Annotated in this window: 18 protein-coding genes and 1 riboswitch; of the genes, 12 read left to right on the top strand and 6 right to left on the bottom strand. The window is 61.5% G+C overall.

From position 1 onward, the window contains the following. Nucleotide 1: 1 nt before the first annotated feature. A complete protein-coding gene (gene nrdH / locus FHT75_RS34905) occupies nt 2–223 on the bottom strand; it encodes a glutaredoxin-like protein NrdH (RefSeq protein WP_018243700.1) in 222 nt (73 codons plus the stop codon). Between the two features lie 280 nt (nt 224–503). Further along, a riboswitch (cobalamin riboswitch) is annotated at nt 504–730 on the bottom strand. Between the two features lie 239 nt (nt 731–969). Next, on the bottom strand, nt 970–3222 hold the full coding sequence (locus tag FHT75_RS34900; RefSeq protein ID WP_028755613.1) for a heavy metal translocating P-type ATPase: 2253 nt from the start codon (nt 3220–3222) through the stop codon (nt 970–972). 71 nt (nt 3223–3293) lie between these two features. Between FHT75_RS34900 and FHT75_RS34895 the strand changes: the two genes are divergently transcribed. The 12 genes from FHT75_RS34895 (at nt 3294) to FHT75_RS34840 (ending at nt 17147) form a co-directional block, all read left to right on the top strand. Then, a complete protein-coding gene (locus FHT75_RS34895; RefSeq protein ID WP_028755612.1) occupies nt 3294–3716 on the top strand; it encodes a MerR family transcriptional regulator in 423 nt (140 codons plus the stop codon). Between the two features lie 69 nt (nt 3717–3785). Beyond that, a complete protein-coding gene (locus FHT75_RS34890; RefSeq protein WP_028755611.1) occupies nt 3786–5021 on the top strand; it encodes a TIGR03862 family flavoprotein in 1236 nt (411 codons plus the stop codon). Nucleotides 5022–5178: 157 nt separating this feature from the next. Beyond that, complete coding sequence (locus tag FHT75_RS34885) at nt 5179–6138, top strand: helix-turn-helix domain-containing protein (RefSeq protein WP_028755610.1); 960 nt, start codon at nt 5179–5181, stop codon at nt 6136–6138. Nucleotides 6139–6305: 167 nt separating this feature from the next. Then, nucleotides 6306–7814: an aldehyde dehydrogenase gene (adh, locus tag FHT75_RS34880; RefSeq protein WP_028755609.1), complete on the top strand. Its 1509-nt coding sequence runs from the start codon at nt 6306–6308 to the stop codon at nt 7812–7814. 55 nt (nt 7815–7869) lie between these two features. Further along, nucleotides 7870–8262, top strand: coding sequence for a DUF779 domain-containing protein (locus tag FHT75_RS34875; protein ID WP_183845780.1), 393 nt, complete (start codon nt 7870–7872; stop codon nt 8260–8262). Nucleotides 8263–8461: 199 nt separating this feature from the next. Beyond that, on the top strand, nt 8462–9058 hold the full coding sequence (locus FHT75_RS34870) for a DJ-1/PfpI family protein (protein WP_028759016.1): 597 nt from the start codon (nt 8462–8464) through the stop codon (nt 9056–9058). 22 nt (nt 9059–9080) lie between these two features. Further along, the gene (locus FHT75_RS34865) at nt 9081–9431 is read left to right on the top strand and encodes a ribbon-helix-helix domain-containing protein (protein ID WP_028755606.1); all 351 of its coding nucleotides are present in this window, start codon (nt 9081–9083) and stop codon (nt 9429–9431) included. A gap of 173 nt (nt 9432–9604) precedes the next feature. Beyond that, entirely contained in the window at nt 9605–10312 is a 708-nt protein-coding gene (locus FHT75_RS34860; protein ID WP_047620003.1) for an SDR family NAD(P)-dependent oxidoreductase, read from the top strand. Between the two features lie 212 nt (nt 10313–10524). Further along, entirely contained in the window at nt 10525–11658 is a 1134-nt protein-coding gene (locus tag FHT75_RS34855) for a calcium:proton antiporter (RefSeq protein WP_047620005.1), read from the top strand. A 128-nt stretch (nt 11659–11786) separates the two neighbouring features. Further along, on the top strand, nt 11787–12551 hold the full coding sequence (locus tag FHT75_RS34850) for a DUF4239 domain-containing protein (RefSeq protein WP_176707313.1): 765 nt from the start codon (nt 11787–11789) through the stop codon (nt 12549–12551). A 175-nt stretch (nt 12552–12726) separates the two neighbouring features. Continuing rightward, on the top strand, nt 12727–13923 hold the full coding sequence (locus FHT75_RS34845) for an efflux RND transporter periplasmic adaptor subunit (RefSeq protein WP_028755602.1): 1197 nt from the start codon (nt 12727–12729) through the stop codon (nt 13921–13923). Nucleotides 13924–13964: 41 nt separating this feature from the next. After that, nucleotides 13965–17147 (top strand): efflux RND transporter permease subunit, encoded by a 3183-nt coding sequence (locus tag FHT75_RS34840; protein ID WP_063473424.1) that lies wholly within the window; start codon nt 13965–13967, stop codon nt 17145–17147. A 12-nt stretch (nt 17148–17159) separates the two neighbouring features. On the opposite strand, the gene FHT75_RS34835 is transcribed toward FHT75_RS34840, so the two are convergent. From FHT75_RS34835 to FHT75_RS34820, 4 genes are all read right to left on the bottom strand, one after another. Then, nucleotides 17160–17489, bottom strand: coding sequence for a hypothetical protein (locus FHT75_RS34835; RefSeq protein WP_028755600.1), 330 nt, complete (start codon nt 17487–17489; stop codon nt 17160–17162). Continuing rightward, nucleotides 17486–18274, bottom strand: a complete 789-nt coding sequence (locus tag FHT75_RS34830; protein WP_028755599.1) for a DUF2092 domain-containing protein — start codon at nt 18272–18274, stop codon at nt 17486–17488. The genes FHT75_RS34835 and FHT75_RS34830 overlap by 4 nt, the downstream gene beginning before the upstream one ends. A 206-nt stretch (nt 18275–18480) precedes the next feature. Further along, complete coding sequence (locus tag FHT75_RS34825; protein ID WP_028755598.1) at nt 18481–19278, bottom strand: hypothetical protein; 798 nt, start codon at nt 19276–19278, stop codon at nt 18481–18483. Between the two features lie 261 nt (nt 19279–19539). Then, nucleotides 19540–22068 (bottom strand): methyl-accepting chemotaxis protein, encoded by a 2529-nt coding sequence (locus FHT75_RS34820; protein ID WP_028755597.1) that lies wholly within the window; start codon nt 22066–22068, stop codon nt 19540–19542. Nucleotides 22069–22376 lie beyond the last annotated feature (308 nt).

Below are 22376 nucleotides of genomic sequence, written 5' to 3'. Positions count from 1 at the left end.
CTCAGGAGAGCGCGCTGATCATGTCGGGGCGGAAGCCCGCCCAGTGCTGCTCGCCGGCGATGACGACAGGCGCCTGCATGTAGCCGAGGCTGCGGACCCGATCGAGCGCTTCGGCATCCTGCGAGATATCGACGATGTCATAATCGACACCCAGACGGTCGAGGGCGCGGTAGGTGGCAGTGCACTGGACGCAGGCAGGCTTGCTGTAGACGGTAATGGTCATAGTATTCCTCGTGACGACGCGATTGGGACGCAGGACATCGATCGGAAATCTCTCGATATCCGTCGAAAAGGCTCTGTATTTTGCAGCTATGCGGCTCGTTCAGCCGCCGGGCGCGACGTGCCCTTTATATTGCGCGGGTGGCAGCCTGAATTGAGATACTGACATGACTTCACCCCGAAGTGGCTCAATGCGAAGGTTTCAGGGGCGGAGGTTCGGGCCTGCGAAACGCGATGCGGAGATCCCCGCAGCCATGCAAACGCGACCTTCCGGACACCCCGCCCGTGGACGTTTTGTTCGAGGCAGGTCTCCTGGCTCACGGGTCGATGCACCCTGCCCCAGCCTTCCCGGAGCATCATGCTCCAGTGACCTGAAATCGGACAGTTGCTCACCGCTTACAGTTGCGGGGGCAGCTCCGGCATTGCCGCGCCATGATGGCGAAGCGCACCGAATTCCCGTCTTAGCCATCGATCCTTACGAATCGATGGAACCTCGAACACTAGATATAGTACGCCAATCCAAATTCGCGTCAACGGATGGTTTGTGCGTTGCGTTACGACAGGTTTGAAATCGCTACATTCCTGTGAAGAACATGGATAACCAAAGCTTAAAGACAGCAGGCTGTGGAGAAGCCCCACGAGGGGAGCCGACCTATGACCGGTCCAAAGATTTCGATTCGAGATCAGGCCCGAATCGTCGATGGGACATCCCGCCGGTGACGGGCGCCGGAGGATGAAGTCGGGGAATGCTTATATCTTTATCCGAAGCAGCCGCAGCGCGTTGATCGTCACCAGCACAGTGGCGCCGGTATCGGCGAGGATCGCCGGCCAGAGCCCGGTAATGCCCATGATCGTCGTCACCAGGAACACCGCCTTCAGCCCCAGCGCGATGCTGATGTTCTGCTGGATGTTGCCCATCGTGCGTTTGGAAAGTTCGATCATCCGCGCCACGTCGCCGACGCGTCCGTGCAGCACGGCGGCATCCGCGGTCTCCAGCGCCACATCGGTGCCGCCGCCCATGGCGATGCCGATATCGGCAGCGGCCAGCGCCGGAGCATCGTTGATGCCGTCGCCGACCTTGGCGACGATGAAGCCCTGGCGCTTCAATTCGCCGACAACACGCTGCTTGTCCTCAGGCATCATCTCCCCGAGCCAGTCGATGCCGAGCATGCCGGCCACCGCTGCCGCCGTCCGCTTGTTGTCGCCTGTCAGCATCATCGCCTTGACGCCTGCCGATTTGAGGGTAGCGAGCCCGGCCTCGGCATCCTCGCGCGGCTCGTCGCGCATGGCGATCAGGCCGGCCGCGATACCGTTGCCGAGCAGCACCGATACGCTCTTGCCCTCGTCGTTCAGCGCCGTGATGCGTGCATCCTGCTCCGCGCTGAGCGCCCCGAGCGCACGGGCAGCCGGCGGCGACAACAGGTCCAGCGTCTCGCCGCCGACCTTGCCGCTGACACCCTTGCCCGGCAGCGCTTCCAGCTCAAAGGCTGGCGGCACGGGAACGCCGTCCGCTTTGGCGCGGTTGAGGATAGCCAGGGCCAAGGGATGGCTGGATCCCTGCTCCAGCACCGCCGCGCGCGACAACACCTGCGCCTCCTTCAATCCGAAGGAAATGATGTCGGTCACCTGTGGCCTGCCCTCGGTCAGCGTGCCTGTCTTGTCGAAGGCGACCATCGTCACCTTGCCGAGCGTTTCCAGCACCGCGCCGCCCTTCATCAGCAGCCCGCGCCGCGCCCCCGCCGAAAGCGCAGCGGCGATTGCCGCCGGCGTCGAGATGACAAGCGCACAGGGGCAGCCGATCAGCAGGATGGCGAGGCCCTTGTAGATCCATTCGTCCCACGACCCGCCGAACAGCAGCGGCGGAACGATGGCAACCAATGCTGCGACCACGACCACGCCGGGCGTGTAATAGCGCGAGAAGCGGTCGATGAAGCGTTCGGTCGGCGCCTTCGATTCCTGCGCTTCCTCCACCAATTTGACGACGCGGGCGATGGTATTGTCGGCGGCCGCCGCCGTGACGCGAACCCTGAGCACCGCATCGCCATTCACCGTGCCGGCAAAAACGACGGCATCGACGCCCTTGCGCACCGGCGTGCTCTCCCCCGTCACCGGCGCCTCGTCGATCGCACTCTCGCCGGAAACAATGATGCCGTCCGCCGAAATCCGGTCCCCCGGACGCACCATGATGATGGCGCCGACAGCAAGGCTTTCCGCCGGCACTTCCCGCGTCTGGCCATTGTCTTCGAGCAGCGCATTCTTCGGCACCAGGGCCGCCAGCGACTGGATGCTTTGGCGTGCCTTGCCCGCCGCCACCCCTTCCAGCAACTCGCCGACCAGGAACAGGAACACGACGGTTGCCGCCTCCTCGCCGGCATTGATGATGACGGCGCCAACGGCAGCAATCGTCATCAGCATCTCGATCGAAAACGGTGTTCCCGAGAAGGCGGCCATGACGGCGCGCCGCGCGATCGGCACCAGCCCGATCAGCATGGCGACGATGAAGGCATAAGAACCAATCGCCGGTACGAGTTGGCCGACGGCATAGGCGGCAACGAGTGCGCCACCCGAAAAGATGGTCAGCCGGCCCTTCCGGCTCTGCCACCAGGGACCGGCCATCGGCGCTTGGTCGTGTCCGTGCAGCCCCTCGATTTCCTTCGCGCCGTGATCGTGCGGATGGTCATGACCCGCATGATCGTGGCCGTCATGGTCATGGCTCGCGTGGTCGTCGTGATCATGTCCATGGTCGTGACGATGCTGCGGGCTGGCATGCACAGGCGCAGCATTTCCGGCAAGCGGGGCGACGGAATAGCCGAGCCCTGTCACTTTCCTTTCAATCGCCTTGAGATCGCTGCTGCCGTCATGCCGGACGGTCATCGTGCCCGCCATCACCGAAACGGAAACATCGGCGACACCCGCTACGCGTCTGACCGCGGTATCGATCTTGTTTGCGCAGGCGGCGCAATCCATGCCGCCGACCCGGTATCGTGTCTCGCTCTCAGCCATGATCCGCTTCCTTGTCAAATAGAAGCATCTCTCCTACATCCTCTAGCGACTAGAGGTGCAAGAGGAAAATCATGAAAAAGATCACGATCGGCGAAGCCGCGCGCCAAAGCGGCGTCAAGGTGCCGACAGTGCGCTACTATGAAAGCATTGGCCTGCTCGCCGCCCCGAGCCGCAGCGAGGGCAACCAGCGCTCCTTCGAACCGGCCGATGTCAGCCGCCTCGCCTTCATCCGCCACGCCCGCGAACTCGGCTTTGAGATCGAGGCGATCCGCACGCTGCTCACCCTGCAAGATGATCCGCACCAGTCCTGCGCCTCGGCCGACGCCATCGCCAAGGCCCGCCTCATCGAGGTCGAGCAGCGCATCCGCAGCCTGAAGGCGCTGAAGGCCGAGCTGGAAACCATGGTGGAAGGCTGCGGCCACGGCCGCGTCGATCAATGCCGCGTCATCGAGGTTCTCGCCGACCACGGCCAGTGCACGCATCCGCACCACTGATCTCAGCCCTTGCAGGCGATCCGCGCCCGCGCCAAAACTCAATGCAGACAGAATCGGGCGAAGACCTCTATGAACCAGAAGCGGATTGCCATCATCGGCGGCGGCCCGGCGGGTCTCGCGGCTGCCGAACTGCTTTCCTGTTCCGGTCATGCGGTGACGGTCTACGACGCCATGCCGACCTTCGCCCGCAAGTTCCTGCTGGCCGGCAAATCCGGTCTCAACATCACCCATTCCGAGGATTATGCCCGTTTCGCCACGCGTTTCGGCCCCGCCTCCGTCCATCTACGCGCCGCCCTTGATGCCTTTACCCCAGATGATATCAGGGATTGGGCCGCAGGCCTCGGGGCCGAGACCTTCGTCGGCTCATCCGGCCGGGTTTTCCCGAAGGTGATGAAGGCCTCGCCTTTGCTGCGCGCCTGGCTCAGGCGGCTGGAAGCACAGGGCGTCACGCTGCGCACGCGCCATCGCTGGATCGGTTTTGCTGAAGACGGCTATGTCTTCGAAACGCCCGAAGGGCGCAGCATCATCCGTTGTGACGCAGCCCTGCTGGCGCTCGGTGGCGCAAGCTGGCCGCGCCTCGGCTCCGATGCAAGCTGGCTACCCTTGTTATCGGCAAGGGGCGTTGAGATCGAGGCTTTCAAACCCGCCAATTGCGGCTTCGTCGTCGACTGGAGCGAAAACTTCGGCGAGCGTTTCGCCGGCGAGCCGGTGAAATCGGTCACCGCAACCTCCGAGGTCGGCACCCTTCCCGGCGAATTCGTCATCACCGGAAGCGGCATCGAGGGCAGCCTGATCTATGCCCATACCGCCAGCCTCCGCGACCAACTGCTGAACCATGGCAGCGCCGTCCTGACGCTCGATCTCGCACCCGGCCGCACCATCGAAAGGCTGCGCCACGATCTTGCGCGGCAGGACCCCAAATCCAGCTTTTCAAACCGCCTGCGCAAGAGCGCCGGCCTCGACGGCGTCAAGGCCGCGCTGCTGCGCGAATTCGCGCCCGAGCGCGACCGGACAGATCCCGAACGCCTGGCCGGCCTGATCAAGGCCCTGCCGGTGCCGGTGATCGAAACCCGCCCGATCGCCGAAGCGATCTCCTCGGCCGGCGGCATCTGTTGGAGCGGCATCGACGAAGGCTACATGTTGAAGGCGCTGCCGGGCACCTTCGTCGCCGGCGAAATGCTCGACTGGGAAGCACCGACAGGCGGTTATCTTCTCACCGCCTGCCTGGCGACCGGCCGGGCGGCCGCGCGCGGCATCGAGGCCTGGCTGTTGCGGTCGATGCCGATGATCTCGAACCGGATCTAGATCAATGAAATGACGGATGATGTCGTGCAAAGATCGCTGACGCTTTTCAGCATTGTGCCCTGATTGCCGGGGCGAAGGGGGGATGGCCGTCGACACTTGCAATTGCAAACCGGCCGCTTTTCCATCAGACTATGCTGAACTTCGGTGGGAGGAGCCGATGCACGAACACTCAGCGCACGCCGAGCACGTCTACACGTCTGCCCAGCGCGATTCCGCCGCAGCCAGTTCTCCGGTCGTCGCCTCATGGCGTCGATGCATGACCATGCACCAGCTCGCGCCCGAGGACGAACGGGCACCGCTGCGCCTTACCGATCAGGAATTCCGCAATGCACGCGAGCAATCCGAACAGCTGATCGCCAGCGCGACGGGAGAGCTCGATCGTCTCTTTACCACCGTCGGCAAAGCCGGCTGCTGCCTGCTTCTGACCGACAAGAACGGCATCGCGCTGGAGCGCCGGGGAGCTGCCGGCGACGACAAGGAATTCCGCGAACTCGGCCTCTGGACCGGCTCGATCTGGACAGAGGCGAGCATCGGCACCAACGGCATCGGCACCGCACTTGCAGACGAGCGTGCCGTCGCCATATTCCGCGATCAGCATTTTTTCTGCTCGAACACCAGCCTCAGCTGCACGACGGCGCCGATCCGCGATCATCGTGGCCGGCTAGCCGCGGCGCTTGATATCTCCACCTGCCGCGAAGACGTCAACGAGATGACGCTGGCGATCCTGACGCAAACCGTGCGCGATGCGGCGATGCGCATCGAGCTCAACCTCTTCCGTTCGGCCTTTACAGGCGCCCGTTTCCTCATGGTCCCGGCCGGCGCCAATTCCGCCGCCGCTCTGCTCGCCGTCGACAGGCACGATCTGGTGCTCGGCGCGACGCGCGCCGCCCGCATCGCGTTGCAGCTGGACGACAGACGCATCGCCGCCGGCATTCCGGCCGCCGATGCCCTGCATGAGGCTGGCGTCTCGCAGCAGGATGAGATCATCGAGGCGGAGAAGGCAGCGCTGCTTCGGGCGCTGTCGCGCGCCGGCGGCAACGTCTCACGGGCGGCGACCGCGCTCGGCATCAGCCGCGCTACGCTGCACAGGAAGATGAAGAAGCTCGATCTCCACTGATCAGCCTCAAGGGTTCCGCCGCTGCGGCACTCGCGACCCGATGCTGTCGCAGCTCTGCGACACTGTGCACTGCGGTATGGAAGACCCACCCTAGTCCCTGCGCCAAAACATATTCATTTTCCTCCCACTGGTTCGCTTGGGAACCTGGATCATCAAGGGAGGATAACATGCTTCATCAGAAAATCGTCGAGTCGCCGTTCAAACTGAAATACGGCAATTATATCGGCGGCGAATGGCGCGAGCCGGTCGAAGGCAAATACTTCGAAAACGTCACGCCCGTCACCGGCGGCAAGCTCTGCGACATTCCCCGCTCAAATGAAAAAGACATCAATCTTGCGCTCGACGCTGCCCATGCGGCCAAGGAAAAATGGGCCCGCACCTCCGCCGCCGAGCGCTCCAATATCCTCATGAAGATTGCCCAACGCATGGAAGACAAGCTGGAACTGCTTGCCCAAGCCGAGACCTGGGACAATGGCAAGCCGATCCGCGAAACCATGGCGGCCGACATTCCGCTGGCGATCGACCACTTCCGCTATTTCGCTTCCTGCATCCGCGCCCAGGAAGGTTCGATCGGCGAGATCGACCATGATACGATCGCCTATCACTTCCACGAACCGCTCGGCGTCGTCGGCCAGATCATTCCCTGGAATTTCCCGATCCTGATGGCCACATGGAAACTTGCTCCGGCGCTTGCCGCCGGCAACTGCGTCGTCCTGAAGCCCGCCGAGCAGACGCCCGCCTCGATCCTGCTCTGGGCCGAACTCGTCGGCGATCTCCTGCCGCCCGGCGTACTCAACATCGTCAATGGCTTCGGCCTCGAAGCCGGCAAGCCGCTGGCGACCAGCCCCCGCATCGCCAAGATCGCCTTCACCGGCGAGACGACGACTGGCCGGCTGATCATGCAATATGCCAGCCAGAACCTCATTCCGGTGACGCTGGAGCTCGGCGGCAAATCGCCGAACATCTTTTTCGCCGATGTGATGGCTGATGACGACGACTTCCTCGACAAGGCGCTCGAAGGCTTTGCGATGTTTGCCCTCAACCAGGGAGAAGTCTGCACCTGCCCGAGCCGCGCCCTCGTCCAGGAATCGATCTACGACCGCTTCATGGAAAAGGCCGTCAAACGCGTCGAGGCGATCAAGCAGGGCAACCCGCTCGACAGCGCGACGATGATCGGCGCCCAGGCTTCGTCGGAGCAACTGGAAAAGGTCCTCGCCTATCTTGATATCGGCAAGCAGGAAGGTGCGGAGGTTCTGACCGGCGGCTCGCGCAACGATCTCGACGGCGAACTGGCGAACGGCTATTACGTCAAGCCGACGATCTTCAAGGGCCACAACAAGATGCGCGTGTTCCAAGAGGAGATCTTCGGACCGGTGGTTTCGGTCACGACCTTCAAGAACGAGAAGGAGGCGCTCGAAATCGCCAACGACACGCTCTACGGCCTCGGCGCCGGTGTCTGGAGCCGAGACGCCAATCGCTGCTACCGTTTCGGCCGCGAGATCCAGGCCGGCCGCGTCTGGACCAATTGCTACCACGCTTACCCGGCCCATGCCGCCTTCGGCGGCTACAAGCAATCGGGGATCGGGCGTGAAACCCACAAGATGATGCTCGACCACTACCAGCAGACCAAGAACATGCTGGTGAGCTACAGCCCGAAAGCCCTTGGCTTCTTCTGAGATGCAACATGGCGGGAGGGTCTCAAACCCCTCCCGAAACTTCGGAGGAAGAACAATGGAAACGACCGTCAACGGCGAACCGCGTGTTCTTGCAACCGACGCGGCACTCGCTCTGATCGGCGAGATCAGGCGGGATCATCCCGATATCCTCTTCCACCAGTCCGGCGGCTGCTGTGACGGTTCCTCGCCGATGTGTTATCCCGCCGATGACTTCATGATCGGCGACAGCGACGTCAAGCTTGGCGAGATCGGCGGCGTGCCGGTCTATATCAGCGCCAGCCAGTTCGAGGCTTGGAAGCATACGCAGCTGATCATCGACGTTGTGCCCGGCCGCGGCGGCATGTTCTCGCTCGACAACGGCCGCGAGAAGCGCTTCCTCACCCGCTCCCGCCTCTTCGGCGGCGGCGAGGCCCTCGCCATCCCGGATGTGACGGTCAAGGCGATCTAGAGAATGATGCCGAAAAGTGTAAGCGGCTTCCGGGCGACATCATACTCTAACTAGCTAATTTAGAACGGGATTCAGATTGTGGGCCAACCGGACCTAAAATCATCCTGTTCCAGGGAATTTCGCCTGTAGTATTCCCATAGTACCCTCTGCCTCTCGCGCTTTGCTACTCTCCGCCTGTTGGTTTCAAAGGGAGGAAACGATGCCAGCCTCGAAGATCCTGATGATTACGGGTGATTTCACCGAAGATTACGAAACGATGGTGCCGTTCCAGACGCTGCTTGCCTGCGGCTATACGGTCGACGCCGTCTGCCCCGGCAAAAAGGCCGGTGAGACCGTCGCCACCGCCATCCACGATTTCGAGGGCGACCAGACCTATTCCGAAAAACGCGGCCACAATTTTGCGCTGAACGCCACTTTCGACAGCGTGCGGGCCGAAGATTACGATGCGCTCGTCATCCCCGGCGGCCGCGCACCTGAATATCTGCGCCTCAATGCCGACGTCATCAAATCCGTCCGCCATTTCTTCGACGCCGGAAAACCCGTCGCCGCCATCTGCCATGGCGCGCAGCTGCTTGCCGCTGCCGGCGTGCTGAAGGGCCGCACCTGCTCAGCCTATCCCGCCTGCCGGCCGGAAGTCGAACTTGCCGGCGGCATCTATGCCGACATCGCCATCAGCGATGCGGTCTCGGACGGCAATCTGGTCACGGCGCCGGCCTGGCCGGCGCATCCCTCATGGCTACGCCAGTTCATGGCTGTGCTGGATGCCGCAGCCCTGTTGGAAACCAACGCCGCCTAGAAGGGCGGCACGGGAGGACGACATGTGTGAACTCTTCATCAAGGCGGATGCGCGGCTGTGGGAAAGCACCACCCGGTCGCTGCGCATCGACGGCATGGTCACCAGCGTCAGGCTGGAAAACTTCTTCTGGTCGAAGCTGGAGGAAATCGCGCGGCGCGACGGCATGAATGTCGTTCAGTTGATCACCCGGCTGCACCATGAATCGATCGATGCCGGACATGATCTCGGAAACTTCACGTCCTTCCTGCGAGTCTGCTGCGCCCGCTATCTCGATCTCCAGCTTACCGGCGACATCCCGGGCGATGTCACCCGTCCCATCTCAAGCCTCGACGCGCCTGTCATCCTCGGCCGCGAACGGGCGAAATATCACTGACAGCCGGCCGGCACGACCATCGGGTGATGATAGACGAAGCTGCCCGCGGCAACTCGCCGGCAGTTCCGCAAGACGTGTCGACATAAGCCTTGCGGCGGGCTTGCGCTGGCGCGCAGCCTGGATCAACAATGCGCGCATCGTCCAGCAGCGGCACCGTCAGGAGATCAACTATCATGAACGACCAGAAAGCCGTGATTGTCACGGGCGCCGGCGGCAACCTCGGCAGCGCCGTTGTCCGTGAGCTTGCCGGCGCCGGCGCAAAACTCGTCTGCATGAACCGTTCGAGCGACGAGCTGGAAGCCTTGGCCGCCACTCTTCCCGCCTCCACCGAGTTTCTGTCGATCGCCGGAACCGATCTCACCGACTACGCCTCCTGCGCCGCCGCTGTTGCGCGGGCCGTCAAGCGTTTCGGCGGCGTTAGCGCATTGGTCAACACCGTCGGCGGCTTCCAGATGGGGCCGGTCGGACCGGACGCTCCTGCCCAATGGGAGACGATGATGACTGCAAACGCCCGCACCGCCCTGACGATCAGCGCCGCGGTTCTCCCGACCATGAAGGCATCAGGCTACGGCCGCATCGTTCATGTTGCTGCCGCACCCGGACTGAAGGCCGGCGCCAGGCAGGCCGCGTACGCCGCCTCGAAAGCCGCCGTTATCCGGCTGACCGAAGCGATCGCTGCCGAATGCCGCGACGACCGCGTCACCGCCAACTGTATCCTGCCAGGGACGATCGACACGCCTGAGAACCGCGCGGCCATGCCCGATGCGAAGACGGACGGCTGGGTCTCGCCGCAATCGATCGCCCGCCTCATCGCCTTCCTGATTTCGCCGGCCGCAGCCGTCGTCACCGGCGCGGCAATCCCGGCGACCGGCCGCGAATAACGGAAGATGCGACGTGAGCCGCCGTCAGTGGATGATCAGACGAGAGAGACCTGCAAGTTTTAGTCAATGACACACGATCTGGCTTGAGGTTCGGTTCGCCTTGAGGCAGCCTCGTCTCCGCCTGCCCACGTGATGGGCGCGAGACAGCGGACGGACACAATGGTCTTGGGGATCGCATTGCGGCGACATTTGCCAGAAGACGGGTGGCTTCAATGACGCACGGTCCGGCATTGCGCGCTGTCGGCGCAAACAGCCTGCTACGCAAGGAATGGTTCCTGGGCGTCAGCGTCGCGACCAGCCTGGCGTTTCTTGTTTTCCAGGAGCAGCTCTTCGGACAGCTTTCCGATCCGCTTTGGTTCACTGTCGTTTTTGTCTGGCTGTTCGCTGCCGTCCTCGGTTCCGCTCTGTCGGTAGTGCGGCACGCGGATCACTTGGCGGAGCGGCTGAAGGAGCCTTACGGCACGCTCATTCTGACGCTTGCCATCACCTCGATCGAGGTGATGGCGATTTCGGCCGTCATGCTTCACGGCGAAAACAATCCCACGCTTGCGCGCGATACTCTGTTTGCAGTCGTCATGATCATCCTGAACGGCATGGTCGGCCTGTCCTTGCTGCTGGGTGCATGGCGGCGACCGGAACAACAGCATAACCTGCAGGGCGCCAATGCCTATCTCGGAGTCATCGTACCGCTGGCGACCCTGAGCCTGGTGATGCCGACATTTCTTGCAGGCCCGGACGGACAACATCCATCGGCGGCGCGGCAATTGATACTGGGCATCATATCGGTCGGCCTTTACGCCACGTTTCTGTTTCTTCAGGCCGGCCGCCATCGGGACTATTTCAGCGACGACAGCAACCGTCACGAACCTCCCGGCGAACGTGCTCCTCGCCATGGGCCGGTATGGCCTCATGCCATCCTGCTTTTCGCCTACATGGGTCCTGTAGTCTTTCTGGTCGAACAGCTTGCCCGGCCGATCGATTACATTATCGAAACCTTGCATGCTCCAACCGCATTTGGCGGTGTTGTCATGGCCGTCCTCGTCGCCACGCCCGAGGCCATCAGCGCCGTGCGTGCGTCCATCGCCAACAATCTGCAGCGCTCCGTCAACATCTTCCTTGGTTCGGTGCTGTCGACGATCGGGCTGACGGTGCCGGCGATGCTTGTTGTCAGTCAGCTTTACGGACACCCCGTAACACTCGGCCTCGAGCATGGAGATCTTGTGATGCTCCTGCTCACTCTTGCCGTCAGCATCATCACCTTTGCCAGCGGCCGCACCCATCTCATGCAGGGTGCCGTCCATCTGGTGCTTTTCCTGGCCTATGTGCTGCTGATTTTCCAGCAATGACGCCCGGCCGCAAGATCAGGAAAGTAAAGAGTTCCAAGCTTCGACCGTCTTCCGCTATGATAATGGGAGATTTGCATATTTTGGCGATCATAGTGGCTGCAGGATCGTGAACGATACGGAGGCCGGACTTGAGCTCACTGTTGCTTGGCGGGCTTGTATTTATCTTTCTGTCGACGGCGACATCGATAGGGTTGATGGTGCGCGCCCACTTGCCGGATCATCATCTCAATGCCGAATCCAAGGATGTCATCAGGCTGGCGACCGCGGTGGTCGGAACGCTGTCGGCCCTGGCGCTCGGCCTTCTTATCGCATCCGCCAAGTCGAGCTATGACAATGCCGAAGTGGAGATGAGAACGGCGGCGGCGCGGGTGCTCCTGCTTGACCGCGTCATGGCGCAATACGGGCCGGAAACCGACAAGGCGCGTCAATTGCTGCGTGAACTCATCGAGAAACGGCTGAGCCGCGGCTGGACGACGGAGACGACCGACGAGCCATCCGCCAAGGCGCTGGGAGAATATCAGGATATCGAAGCGGTTCAGGGCGACCTTCGATCCCTGCTGCCGAAGGATGCCGTGCAGCGCTCTCTGCAGGCGCGCGCTCTTGAGGTGAGCGGCATGCTGGCCGAGACCCATTGGCTGCTGGTCGAATCCGGTAAGGAGGGTTTACCCTGGGCCTTCCTTGCCGTTCTCGTCTGTTGGCTCGGGCTGCTTTTTGCGACCTTCGGGCTGCAGGCGCCGGCCAATCCGACGGTGCTGTCCATTCTGCTTGTCTGCGCCCTGTCCGTCGCCGGCGCGATCTTTCTGGTTTCGGATATGGCCAATCCCTATGTCGGGCTGATCCGTGTTTCGGATGCCCCTCTGCAATCCGCCATCGAACGGCTCGGGAAACCGTAGTGTTTTGACGTCTCTCAAGAGATGACTCCAACACAGTTCAATTGTGCACCAGCAGCTATTGCAATTTTTAGCAATGCCGCGACATAATATCGCATGCCCGGAACTTTTCGGAGAGGGGTCGTCTCCGCCGAGGCACGCATGAAGACTGGGGCTCTTCAACATCGGGGCGGCGGCAATGCGTGTGAGATTGTATCAGGGTCTGTGCCTGTCTGTGGCGCTCGCCGGCATGGCAATTCTTGCTGGCTGCGAGGAAAGCGGCAACACCTATGTTGCTCCTCCACCACCTCCGGTTCGCGTCGCCCAGCCGGTCCAGCAACCGGTCACCCTCTATTTCGAACTCACCGGCAACACGGCGCCGCTGAATTCCGTCGATATCGAGGCGCGCGTTCAAGGCTACATCCAATCCATCGACTATCAGGACGGCATGACGGTAACGAAGGGCACCAAGCTCTTCGGCATCGAGCGCGACACCTATCAGGCGCAACTGGATCAGGCAAAGGCATCGCTCGCCTCGCAACAGGCGTCTCAGGTCGGCGCGCAGCAGGAATACGACCGACAGCTCAATCTATCGAAGCAACAGGTCACCACGCAGACCGCAGTCGACAGCGCCAAGGCGACGCTCGACGAGGCGAATGCCTCCATCCTCAATGCCCAGGCCAATCTCGAGCTCGCGACGATCAACTTGGGATACACGGAAGTGCTTGCCCCCTTCGACGGCACCGTCACCGACCACCTCGTCGATATCGGCGCGCTGGTCGGCGTATCCGGTCCCACCAAACTCGCCAGCATCGTGCAGCTGGATCCGCTCTATGCCTATTTCAACGTCAGCGAAACCCAGGTGCTGACGATCAAGGAAACCCTGGCAAAGCAGGGGCACACCTTCAAGCAGACGGACCTTCCAACCATACCGGCGGAAATCGGCCTGCAGACGGAAGAAGGTTATCCGCACAAGGGCCATCTCGATTACGTATCGCCGCAGCTCGATGCCTCCACAGGCACGCTTCAGGTGCGCGCCGTGTTCGACAACAAGGACCGCGCCATGTTGCCCGGTCTCTTCGTCCGGGTCCGTGTGCCGGTCGGCCATAACGACAAGGCCCTACTGGTGCGCGACGATGCGATCGGCACGAACCAGCTGGGCAGCTATCTGCTCGTTCTCGGCAAGGACGATGTCATCGAGCAGAAGCAGGTCAAGACCGGCCAGCGTGAAGGTTCGCTCCGCGTCATCGAGTCAGGCCTCGATGCAGCCGACTGGGTGGTGACCCAAGGTATCCAGCAGGCCATTCCCGGCAGCAAGGTCACGCCCGAGAAGATGGAAATGAACCCGCCGGCAACTGCCGCCGGCGATGCCAAGGCCAAGACCACCACGCAATGAATTCGCCATCATGGTTCATCTGAACGTCTGAGGACAGCAGCATGATCTCGCGCTTCTTCATCGAGCGACCGGTACTCGCCAACGTCCTGGCGTTGGTCTTCGTGCTCATCGGCGCGGTGGCCCTCATCCAACTGCCCGTGGCGCAATATCCGAATGTCGTTCCGCCGACGGTGCAAGTGACGACCCGCTTTCCCGGCGCCAGCGCCCAGACCCTGGTCGACACCGTGGCGCTGCCGATCGAGCAGCAGGTCAACGGCGTGCAGGACATGCTCTACATGCAGTCAACCAGCGCCAGCGACGGCACTTACTCGCTGACCGTGACCTTTGCCATCGGCACGGATCCCGACCAGGCTCAGGTCCTGGTACAAAACCGCGTTGCCATAGCGATGTCATCGCTTCCCGAAGCGGTACAGCTTCAGGGCGTGACGACGCAGAAGAAGTCGACGGCGATCCTCGGTTTCGTCAGCCTGACCTCACCAGACAGCCGTTATGACAGCCTGTTCCTGTCGAACTACGCCGTCATCAACTTGCAGAATGAACTCGCCCGCCTGCCAGGTGTCGGCAACGTCACCGTGTTCGGCGCCGGTCAATATGCCATGCGCATCTGGATGGATCCGAACCTGCTGCAGGCGCGCGGCCTGACCCCACAGGATGTCGTCAGCGTCGTGCAGCAGCAGAGCCAGGAGGTCGCCGCCGGCCAGATCGGCATTCCGCCGGTGCCGAAGGGACAGGTCTTCCAATATACGCTGAACGTCAATGGCCGGCTGAACGAGGCGGCCGACTACGAGGATATCGTCGTCAAAGTGGAAAGCGGACAGGGCGGCCGTGTGACCCGGATCCGCGATATCGGCCGCGTCGAACTGGGCGCCCAGACCTACAGCCAGTCCTTCATGCAGAACGGCAGGCCGGCGGCCGGCATCGGCATATTCCAACTGCCGGAAGCCAATGCGATCTCGGTTGCACAGGCCGTGCGGGCGAAAATGGAAGAGCTCTCGAAGAGCTTTCCGCCGGGCCTCGAATATCATGTACCGTTCGACACGACGAAATTCGTCGAGGCCTCCATCGACGAGGTTTACGTCACCTTGATCGAGGCCGGCGTTCTCGTTCTCATCGTCATTCTCGTCTTCCTGCAGGACTGGCGGGCGATGCTCGTGCCGGCGACCACCGTTCCGGTCACCATCATCGGCGCCTTCGCGGCCATGGCGGCATTGGGCTTCACCGTCAACCTGTCGACGCTCTTTGCCATCGTTCTCGCCATCGGTATCGTCGTCGACGATGCCATCGTCATCGTCGAAGGTGTCGCCCGGCACATCGAGGCGGGCATGTCCGGCCGAAAGGCCGCCGAGAAGGCGATGGAGGAACTGCTCGGCCCGGTCATCGGCATCACGCTGGTGCTGATGGCCGTTTTCATTCCAGCCGCCTTCCTGCCCGGCCTGACCGGACAGCTCTACAGGCAGTTCGCCCTCGTGATTGCCGCGACCGCGCTGATCAGCGCGATCAATGCCGTCACGCTGAAACCGACGCAATGCGCCCTCTGGCTGCGTCCGCCGGCCCCGCCCGAGAAACGCAACATCCTTTATCGCGGCTTCAACAGGGTCTACGACAAAGGCGAGCGCGGCTATGCCGGGCTGATCGGATCGATGACGCGTCACGCCGGAATCATGGCGGTCGCGGCACTGGTGCTGATCGCGGTCGCAGCCTGGGGGCTTGCCCGCCTGCCGACGGCATTCCTGCCCATCGAGGATCAAGGCTACGTGCTGATCAATGCGCAATTGCCGGACGGTGCCTCGAAGGAGCGCACCGATGCTGTCATGGACGCGGTCGGCAAGATCGCCGAAGCCACACCCGGCGTCGACCAGGTGCTGACCATCAGCGGCATCTCCGTTCTCGACAACAATGCCAGCCTGCAGAATGCCGGCGTCGCCTATGTCGTGCTGAAGGATTGGGATGAACGCGGCAAGCAGAAGGGGCAGGACTTGCTGTCGATCTACCAACATCTGAACGGCGCGCTGCAAAGCGTGCTCACGGCCAAGACGCTGGTGATCGTGCCGCCTCCGATCCAGGGCGTCGGCAATGCCAGCGGCTTTACCATGCAGGTCGAGATCAGGAACGGCATTTCCGACTACCCGCTGCTGCAATCGCTTGCCGATACGATCGTCAGGAACGGCAGTGCCCAATCGTCGCTGCAAAGGCTGAGCACGCCTTTTCGCTCGAACGTGCCGCAGCTGGCTGTTTCCGTCGATCGCATCAAAGCGGAGACGCTGGGAATTACCGTGGGCCAGGTCTTTTCCGCTCTCTCCGGCTATGTCGGATCGAGCTATGTGACCCAGTTCAACAAATTTGGCCGCACCTTTCAGGTCTATGCACAAGCCGCCTCCGATTTCCGGGTCAGCGCCGAAGACATCCGCAATCTTAAGGTCAAAGCCGGCGACGGGACGATGGTGCCGCTCGGCACGGTCGTCGATGTCACGACGACGCAAGGTCCTTCCCTGATCAGCCTCTACAATCTCTACCCCACAGCAACCATCGTCGGCGGTCCTGCCGCCGGCTTCAGTTCCGGCCAGTCGCTCGACGTCATGGAACAGATTGCCGACCAGACGTTGCCGCCGGGCACGGGCTTCGAGTGGACGGCGCTCTCCTATCAGGAGAAGGCCGTGGGCGGGCAGATCTATTTCATCTTCGCGCTCGCCATGCTGCTCGTCTATTTCGTGCTCGCCGGTCAGTATGAAAGCTGGATCTTGCCACTGGCGGTCATACTCGCCGTGCCGCTCGCTCTGCTGGGCACGGTAGCAGCACTTACCGCTGCGGGTGTTGCCAACAACCTCTATACGCAGATCGGCCTTATCCTGCTGATCGCACTTGCATCGAAGAACGCCATCCTCATCGTCGAATATGCGCGGGAAAAGCGGGCGGAAGGCATGGAAATCCTGGATGCGGCCGTCGAGGCCGCCCGGCTGCGTTTCCGGCCAATTCTGATGACGTCCTTCGCCTTTATCCTCGGCGTCCTGCCGCTGGTGCTGGCGACGGGCGCCGGCGCATCGGCCCGTAAGTCGATCGGCATATCGGTCTTCAGCGGCATGATCGCCTCGACCTGTCTTGCCGTGCTCTTCGTACCGTCCTTCTACGTCCTGCTGCAGCGCCTCGAGGAATATTTGAAACGGCGCGGAGCGACCGCAAACACGGCCGCGAGCGTGACGGAGGCGGAGACATCGAACGTCCGATAGACGACCGCAGCATTATTGGACGATCACCTGCACATAAACGTTGCCGCTCTTGGCGTAATAATACGCGCCGCATCGATAATAGTAGCCGCCGTAATAGGGACCATAGCGGCAGCCTGCCGGAAGCACGGCGATGGTCGTCGTCGTGCGTGTGACGACCCGCCGCGTCGTCCGACGGGCCACGCCCGCATAAGAGAGCGGCGTCAGCGGCCTGCCGATGACGGCGCCCGCCGGCGTGGCGAAGCCGATCGACAACGGCAGAAATCCCTGCACCTCGATGCGAATGTCGGTGAATGTCACGACGCCGGCGAGGCCGAGAGCGAAGAACAGCTTGTTATAGGTCATTTCACCTCTCCCATATCGGCAGGCGCCGGAAGCTCATCAAGCGATTGCAGCTCGCTGAGATCGACCGTCTTCGCACTGGCCGGAACTTCGATGCTGTAGGAAACGGCCGCGACATCGGCGCCGCTTTTGAAATCGCTGATTTCAAGCGTGTATTGCGGCGCCTGGACGACGTGCTTGCTGGTGATGACGTAACGGCGCGGTATCGGTTGCGAGCCGGTCTGTATCCAGATCTGCCAGTCGATTTCAGGCGTTCGGAAGGCCAGGTATGCGCATTCGACGCCATCCACGAAAGCACTGGAAATGTGCTTGGCATCGGTCACCTCAGACATCAGCACATCATAGACGTTGGAGGACAAGAGATCGGCGCCTGGCGCTTCGACCCCCGCGGTCATAAGCCTGTTGATCAGTTCGTCGAGCGAACCCTTGCCATCGATCTTGGCATAGGCGTCGAGGTTCTTGCCATGCACCGTCAGCGACGAACCGTCGAAACTGACGTCGAGATCGGCAAAACCGCCGGTTCTGGTGACACGCAGCTTGTCGGGACGTGTCAGGTTGGCTGTCCCGGAGCTGACGAACTGGAGCTTCTCGAACTCGGGCGTCACGGCTTCGAGCGACGATTGATAAGTAAAGGATATCGTCTTCTGCGCCGCCAGAAAATCGGACATCGCCTTGAGTAGGGCTTTTGCATCATCCGCCCAAGCGCTCGTTGGCAGCGCCAGGCCGGCGGCGAGCGAGGTATAAACAAGCATCCGCTTCAATCGCGGGAAACAGAAAGTCGATGACATGACAATGCCTTTCATATGTGCCGTCATTGATTTCATCGGATATGCAGGTGCCGAACCGATTCCGGCCGGAGATGAAGTGTGCAGACGCAAACTGTGCATGTGCCAGACCGGCCACCTGCCGGTCTTTACCGCGTTGCGCTCACCGAATGACGCTGAAGCGCGATGCTGTTCGGATTACCGCTTTCACAGATCGGGGTCTGACCAGGCTATAATCCCGAAGTCAACACTCTGTGGCAGGCCGGCGACACGCGTTGCAGATTGTCCCGGAGGCAAGCGATACCCCGCCCTCCGCCGAGCGGCACCATCCGGCACAAGGCCCGGAAGTCCAATCCACAGGTTTCACGCAGGATCATCAGTTCCTCGCGTGGCGAGAAGGCCGGCATCATGGCCTGAGGAGCAGGCGTGGTCGCGACCGCCGCAGCGCCGCCGCCGGTGGCCGGGGTTGATCCGGCTGCCCCTCCGAGCGCCGCAACGGCCTGCTGGCACGGTGCCGACAGAGCGGCGTTGTGCTGCTGCAAGCAGCTGAGCGCCTCTGCGCCGCCCGGCGTCACGCCGGAACATTGCGCCATAAAATCGCGTTGGCAGGCTGATTTGACGGCGTTGCGCTGCGCCTGCGTCGGCTGATGCGCCGGCGCGCCGGTCGCAGGCGCCGGGGTGACCGCTCCGGTGGTTGCCGGCGCGGCCGGAGACGGCTCCGCCGATGTCGACTTCGGTTTGCTAACCGCCGACACAGCTTTCTTACAGCCGGCTGAAAGTGTGGCGCTATGCTGTTGCAGGCAGGTGAGTGCCTCCATCCCGCCCGGCGTGACGCCGGAACATTGCGCCATGAAATCGGAACGGCATTCCGCCCTGATCGCATTGCGCTGCTCCTCAGTCGGCGCCTGCGCAGACGCGACGCCTGCGAAGAGCACCACTGCGCAGAGTGGTGGCAATCCCGAGATAGCAAACCGAAGACGACGCCTTCCATGCGGAGTCGTCAGTAGAGAAGATGCCCATTTTCCCATTATTCCTCCCCCCTATAAATCTCTAATCTACTTCATGAAATCGAACGCCCTGCTGAATAGGATAATAAACGCCCGCCAATTTGAGGGACGTTGCTTGCGGCTGCGAAAATATTAAAACGCCGGCTCCACGTATATTAGAATATTGCTAATTTAGCAACTATCGTGCGCCTGAAAACTGATCAAGGGAAACGTATCGCTCATCAGCTTTCTGATCGGAAACCATGCATCTCAAAGCAAGTGCTTTGCGAATACATGCTGCCGTCATGCCGCAGCCTCGTACCCTCTTGAAGCCGGGCTCTCGCGGCCTTCAAGCCGAAAGCGTGCAATCATGTCGGTAAGTGCAAGCGCCTCGGACGATAGCTGTTGGGTGGCAGCATTCGTCTCTTCCACCATCGCCGCATTTTGCTGCGTCATACGATCAATATCGTTGACCGACGCGTTGATCGAATGGAGTGTCGTTGCCTGTTCGCGGCTTGACGAGGCAATGAGTTCAATATGGCCGACGATGTGGACGATCTCGCTGGAAATCTCCATCAGCGCATCGCCGGTGCGGCCGACGAATTCGGAGCCGGACGCAACCTCGCGGACGGAATTGTTGATGAGCTCGCCGATTTCCTTGGCTGCACGAGCCGATCGCTGCGCCAGTTCCCGCACCTCCTGTGCCACGACAGCAAAGCCCTTGCCGGCCTCACCCGCTCTCGCCGCTTCGACTCCCGCATTTAGGGCCAAGAGATTGGTCTGGAAAGCGATGGAGTCGATGGCGCTGACAATCTGAACGATCTTACCCGACGCGTCCTCAATCCGTCCCATGGCCGAAACCGCGTTTTGGACCACTGAAGCCGAGGCGTCGGCACCCTGTTTGGCGCGCTGGACAAGCGCAAGCGCTGCTGCTGCCCGTCCTGACGAGGTATTGACGGCGGAAGAAATCTCCTCCACTGCCGCTGCGGTTTCCTCAAGTGCAGCCGCCTGCTTCTCCGTTCGACGGGCCAGGTCATCAACGGCTTCCGCCATCTGTCGGCCATTGTCGTTGATGAGGGAAGACGTCTCGCGGATATCGCAGAGCGTCTCTCTGAGACCCGCCACCGACATGTTGAAATCGGTGCGGATCCGGTCGAGTTCGGCGGCAAAGGGCGTATCGATCGAAAAATTCAACTCCCCGCGCGACAGCCGCGTGAGCCCCTCTGCAAGCGCCTCGATTGCGGCGTCAACCTGGACCTTGGCGCTACGTCGCTGGAGTTCGTTGCGGGCGCGCTCAGATTCCGCATCACTGCGTGCGATCTCGGCCTGTTGTTCCATTTCGACATTCGACAGCGCATTTTGTTTGAAGACGGAAAGCGCACGAGCCATTTCCCCGATTTCGTCGCCCCGTGCCTCGCCGGTGATTGTGGTATCGAGCCGTCCCTCTGCGATCTTGCGCATCGCTGCGGTAATCTGGGTGATCGGTCCCTTCAGGGTGACGACCAGTGCGGCACCCGCGGTCATAGCAATCAGGATGCCGATGACAATCGCGCCTCCGGATATCCTATTGGCCTGTTGACGATCCTGCCCAGCATTTTGCCTCTGCGTCTCGGCGAATTGAGCAAGCAGGTTCCAGGTGTTGTCGATCTGCCCCGCAGCGCTGTCGAACTCAGCCAGTTTGCGCACCGCACCTTCGGAAAGCGCTGCCGCGTTCGCCGCAAGCAGATCGAGGACGGGTTGAGCCTTCTTCGGAATTTCGGCAAAGACCGGATCGTCGTTCACCACGCCGGCGAGACGGCCGAGCTCGGTCTGATACATGTAGATCGACTGCTGGACTTTCTTCACTCGCGCATCGTCTGGATTGCCGGCGAGTTCGGCGAAGCCGACGCGGATCTCGTTATTGCTGTTAACGATGGCGCGCAGTTCGTTGCCGACATTGGTCGCCTGAGAGATATCTTTGTCCGACGCGGCAAGCGCCAACACGGAGGTCCGCATCAGATCGTCGCCAATCGTCTTGAGACTGTCGCCAGTTGCAGCAAGATCGGCGACGGCGGTATCCGTTGCTGGAACATCCAAAGTGTCAGGCGACACCTTCGAAGCGTTGGCGACAGCATCCACAGCAGCGGCATACTGGGCGGCGATGGCTTGTTTGTCGGTCCCTACAGCAGGCGAAAGCTGTTCCTTTGCCTTTTGCAAATCGGGGGCATATTTGGCTAACAGGCCAACTTTGTCAGCCGGCGTCGTCATGCTCGCATAGTCATTGCGAAGTTTTGTCGCGATACTGGCGGCGGCGCTGATGGAGACGGAATTGCTCAGGCCGCTCTTGTTGGCATTTTCCATCTTTTTCGCACTGGCCATCAGCATGAACGAGCGCTTGCCAACCTGCCCTTGCAGGTCAAGAAGTGCCGCGGAAGCAGCGTCCACATCGCTGAGAATTTTCTGCTGTCCCGTTTCGATTTGCCAGATCGCTTCGATCTTTTGCGGTATGATTTGCGACTGACCAAGCGCCCGGTCAAGAAGCCCCACATCGGTCGTCGGCCTTAGCCTCTCGATCGTCTGCTGCAGGTTTGTCAGTTGCTCTCGGGCGTCGGCAAGCGCGGTATCACGAGCTTCCTGCGACGGCTTCATCAGAAAGCCGGTCATGCTGGAAGAAACATGTTTGAACCCGTTCAGGGACTGCAAAACATGGTTGGAGATCTCCATGCGTCCCTCGAGAAGGCTGGACGCGTAGTACCCCGTCAGTCCCACTGCGCATAGACTAATGACGAATGGCGCCAAAAGTACGAGCACCTTCGTCTGAATGCGAACCCGCGACATCAAACCATTTACCACGAATGCACCCTCACCACCGATTAGAGCTAAGCTGTCATTCTTTGCTTAAGAACCGATAAATGGGTTGATCCGAGGACTATGCACGCTTGACCTACCGGGGCGAAGGCGTGGTTCAGACACTCGAACGGGCATGTAGGCAGATCGGCTATTCATCATCGCCTGTCCCTATTGCGGACACCTGCTGAGGCATTAACTCGCACGTCTGGAAACGCCAAAGCCCGCACGAGGCGGGCTTTTTGTATCAGTGTGTATGGCGGTCTGTGTGGGATTTGGTTGCGGGGGCAGGATTTGAACCTGCGGCCTTCAGG

Origin of the sequence: Rhizobium sp. BK112 (assembly GCF_014193215.1) — a bacterium.
Taxonomy (GTDB): Bacteria; Pseudomonadota; Alphaproteobacteria; order Rhizobiales; family Rhizobiaceae; genus Rhizobium; species Rhizobium anhuiense.
Note: the sequence above shows the minus strand (reverse complement) of the source record. Positions and strands in the feature narration are given on the sequence as shown.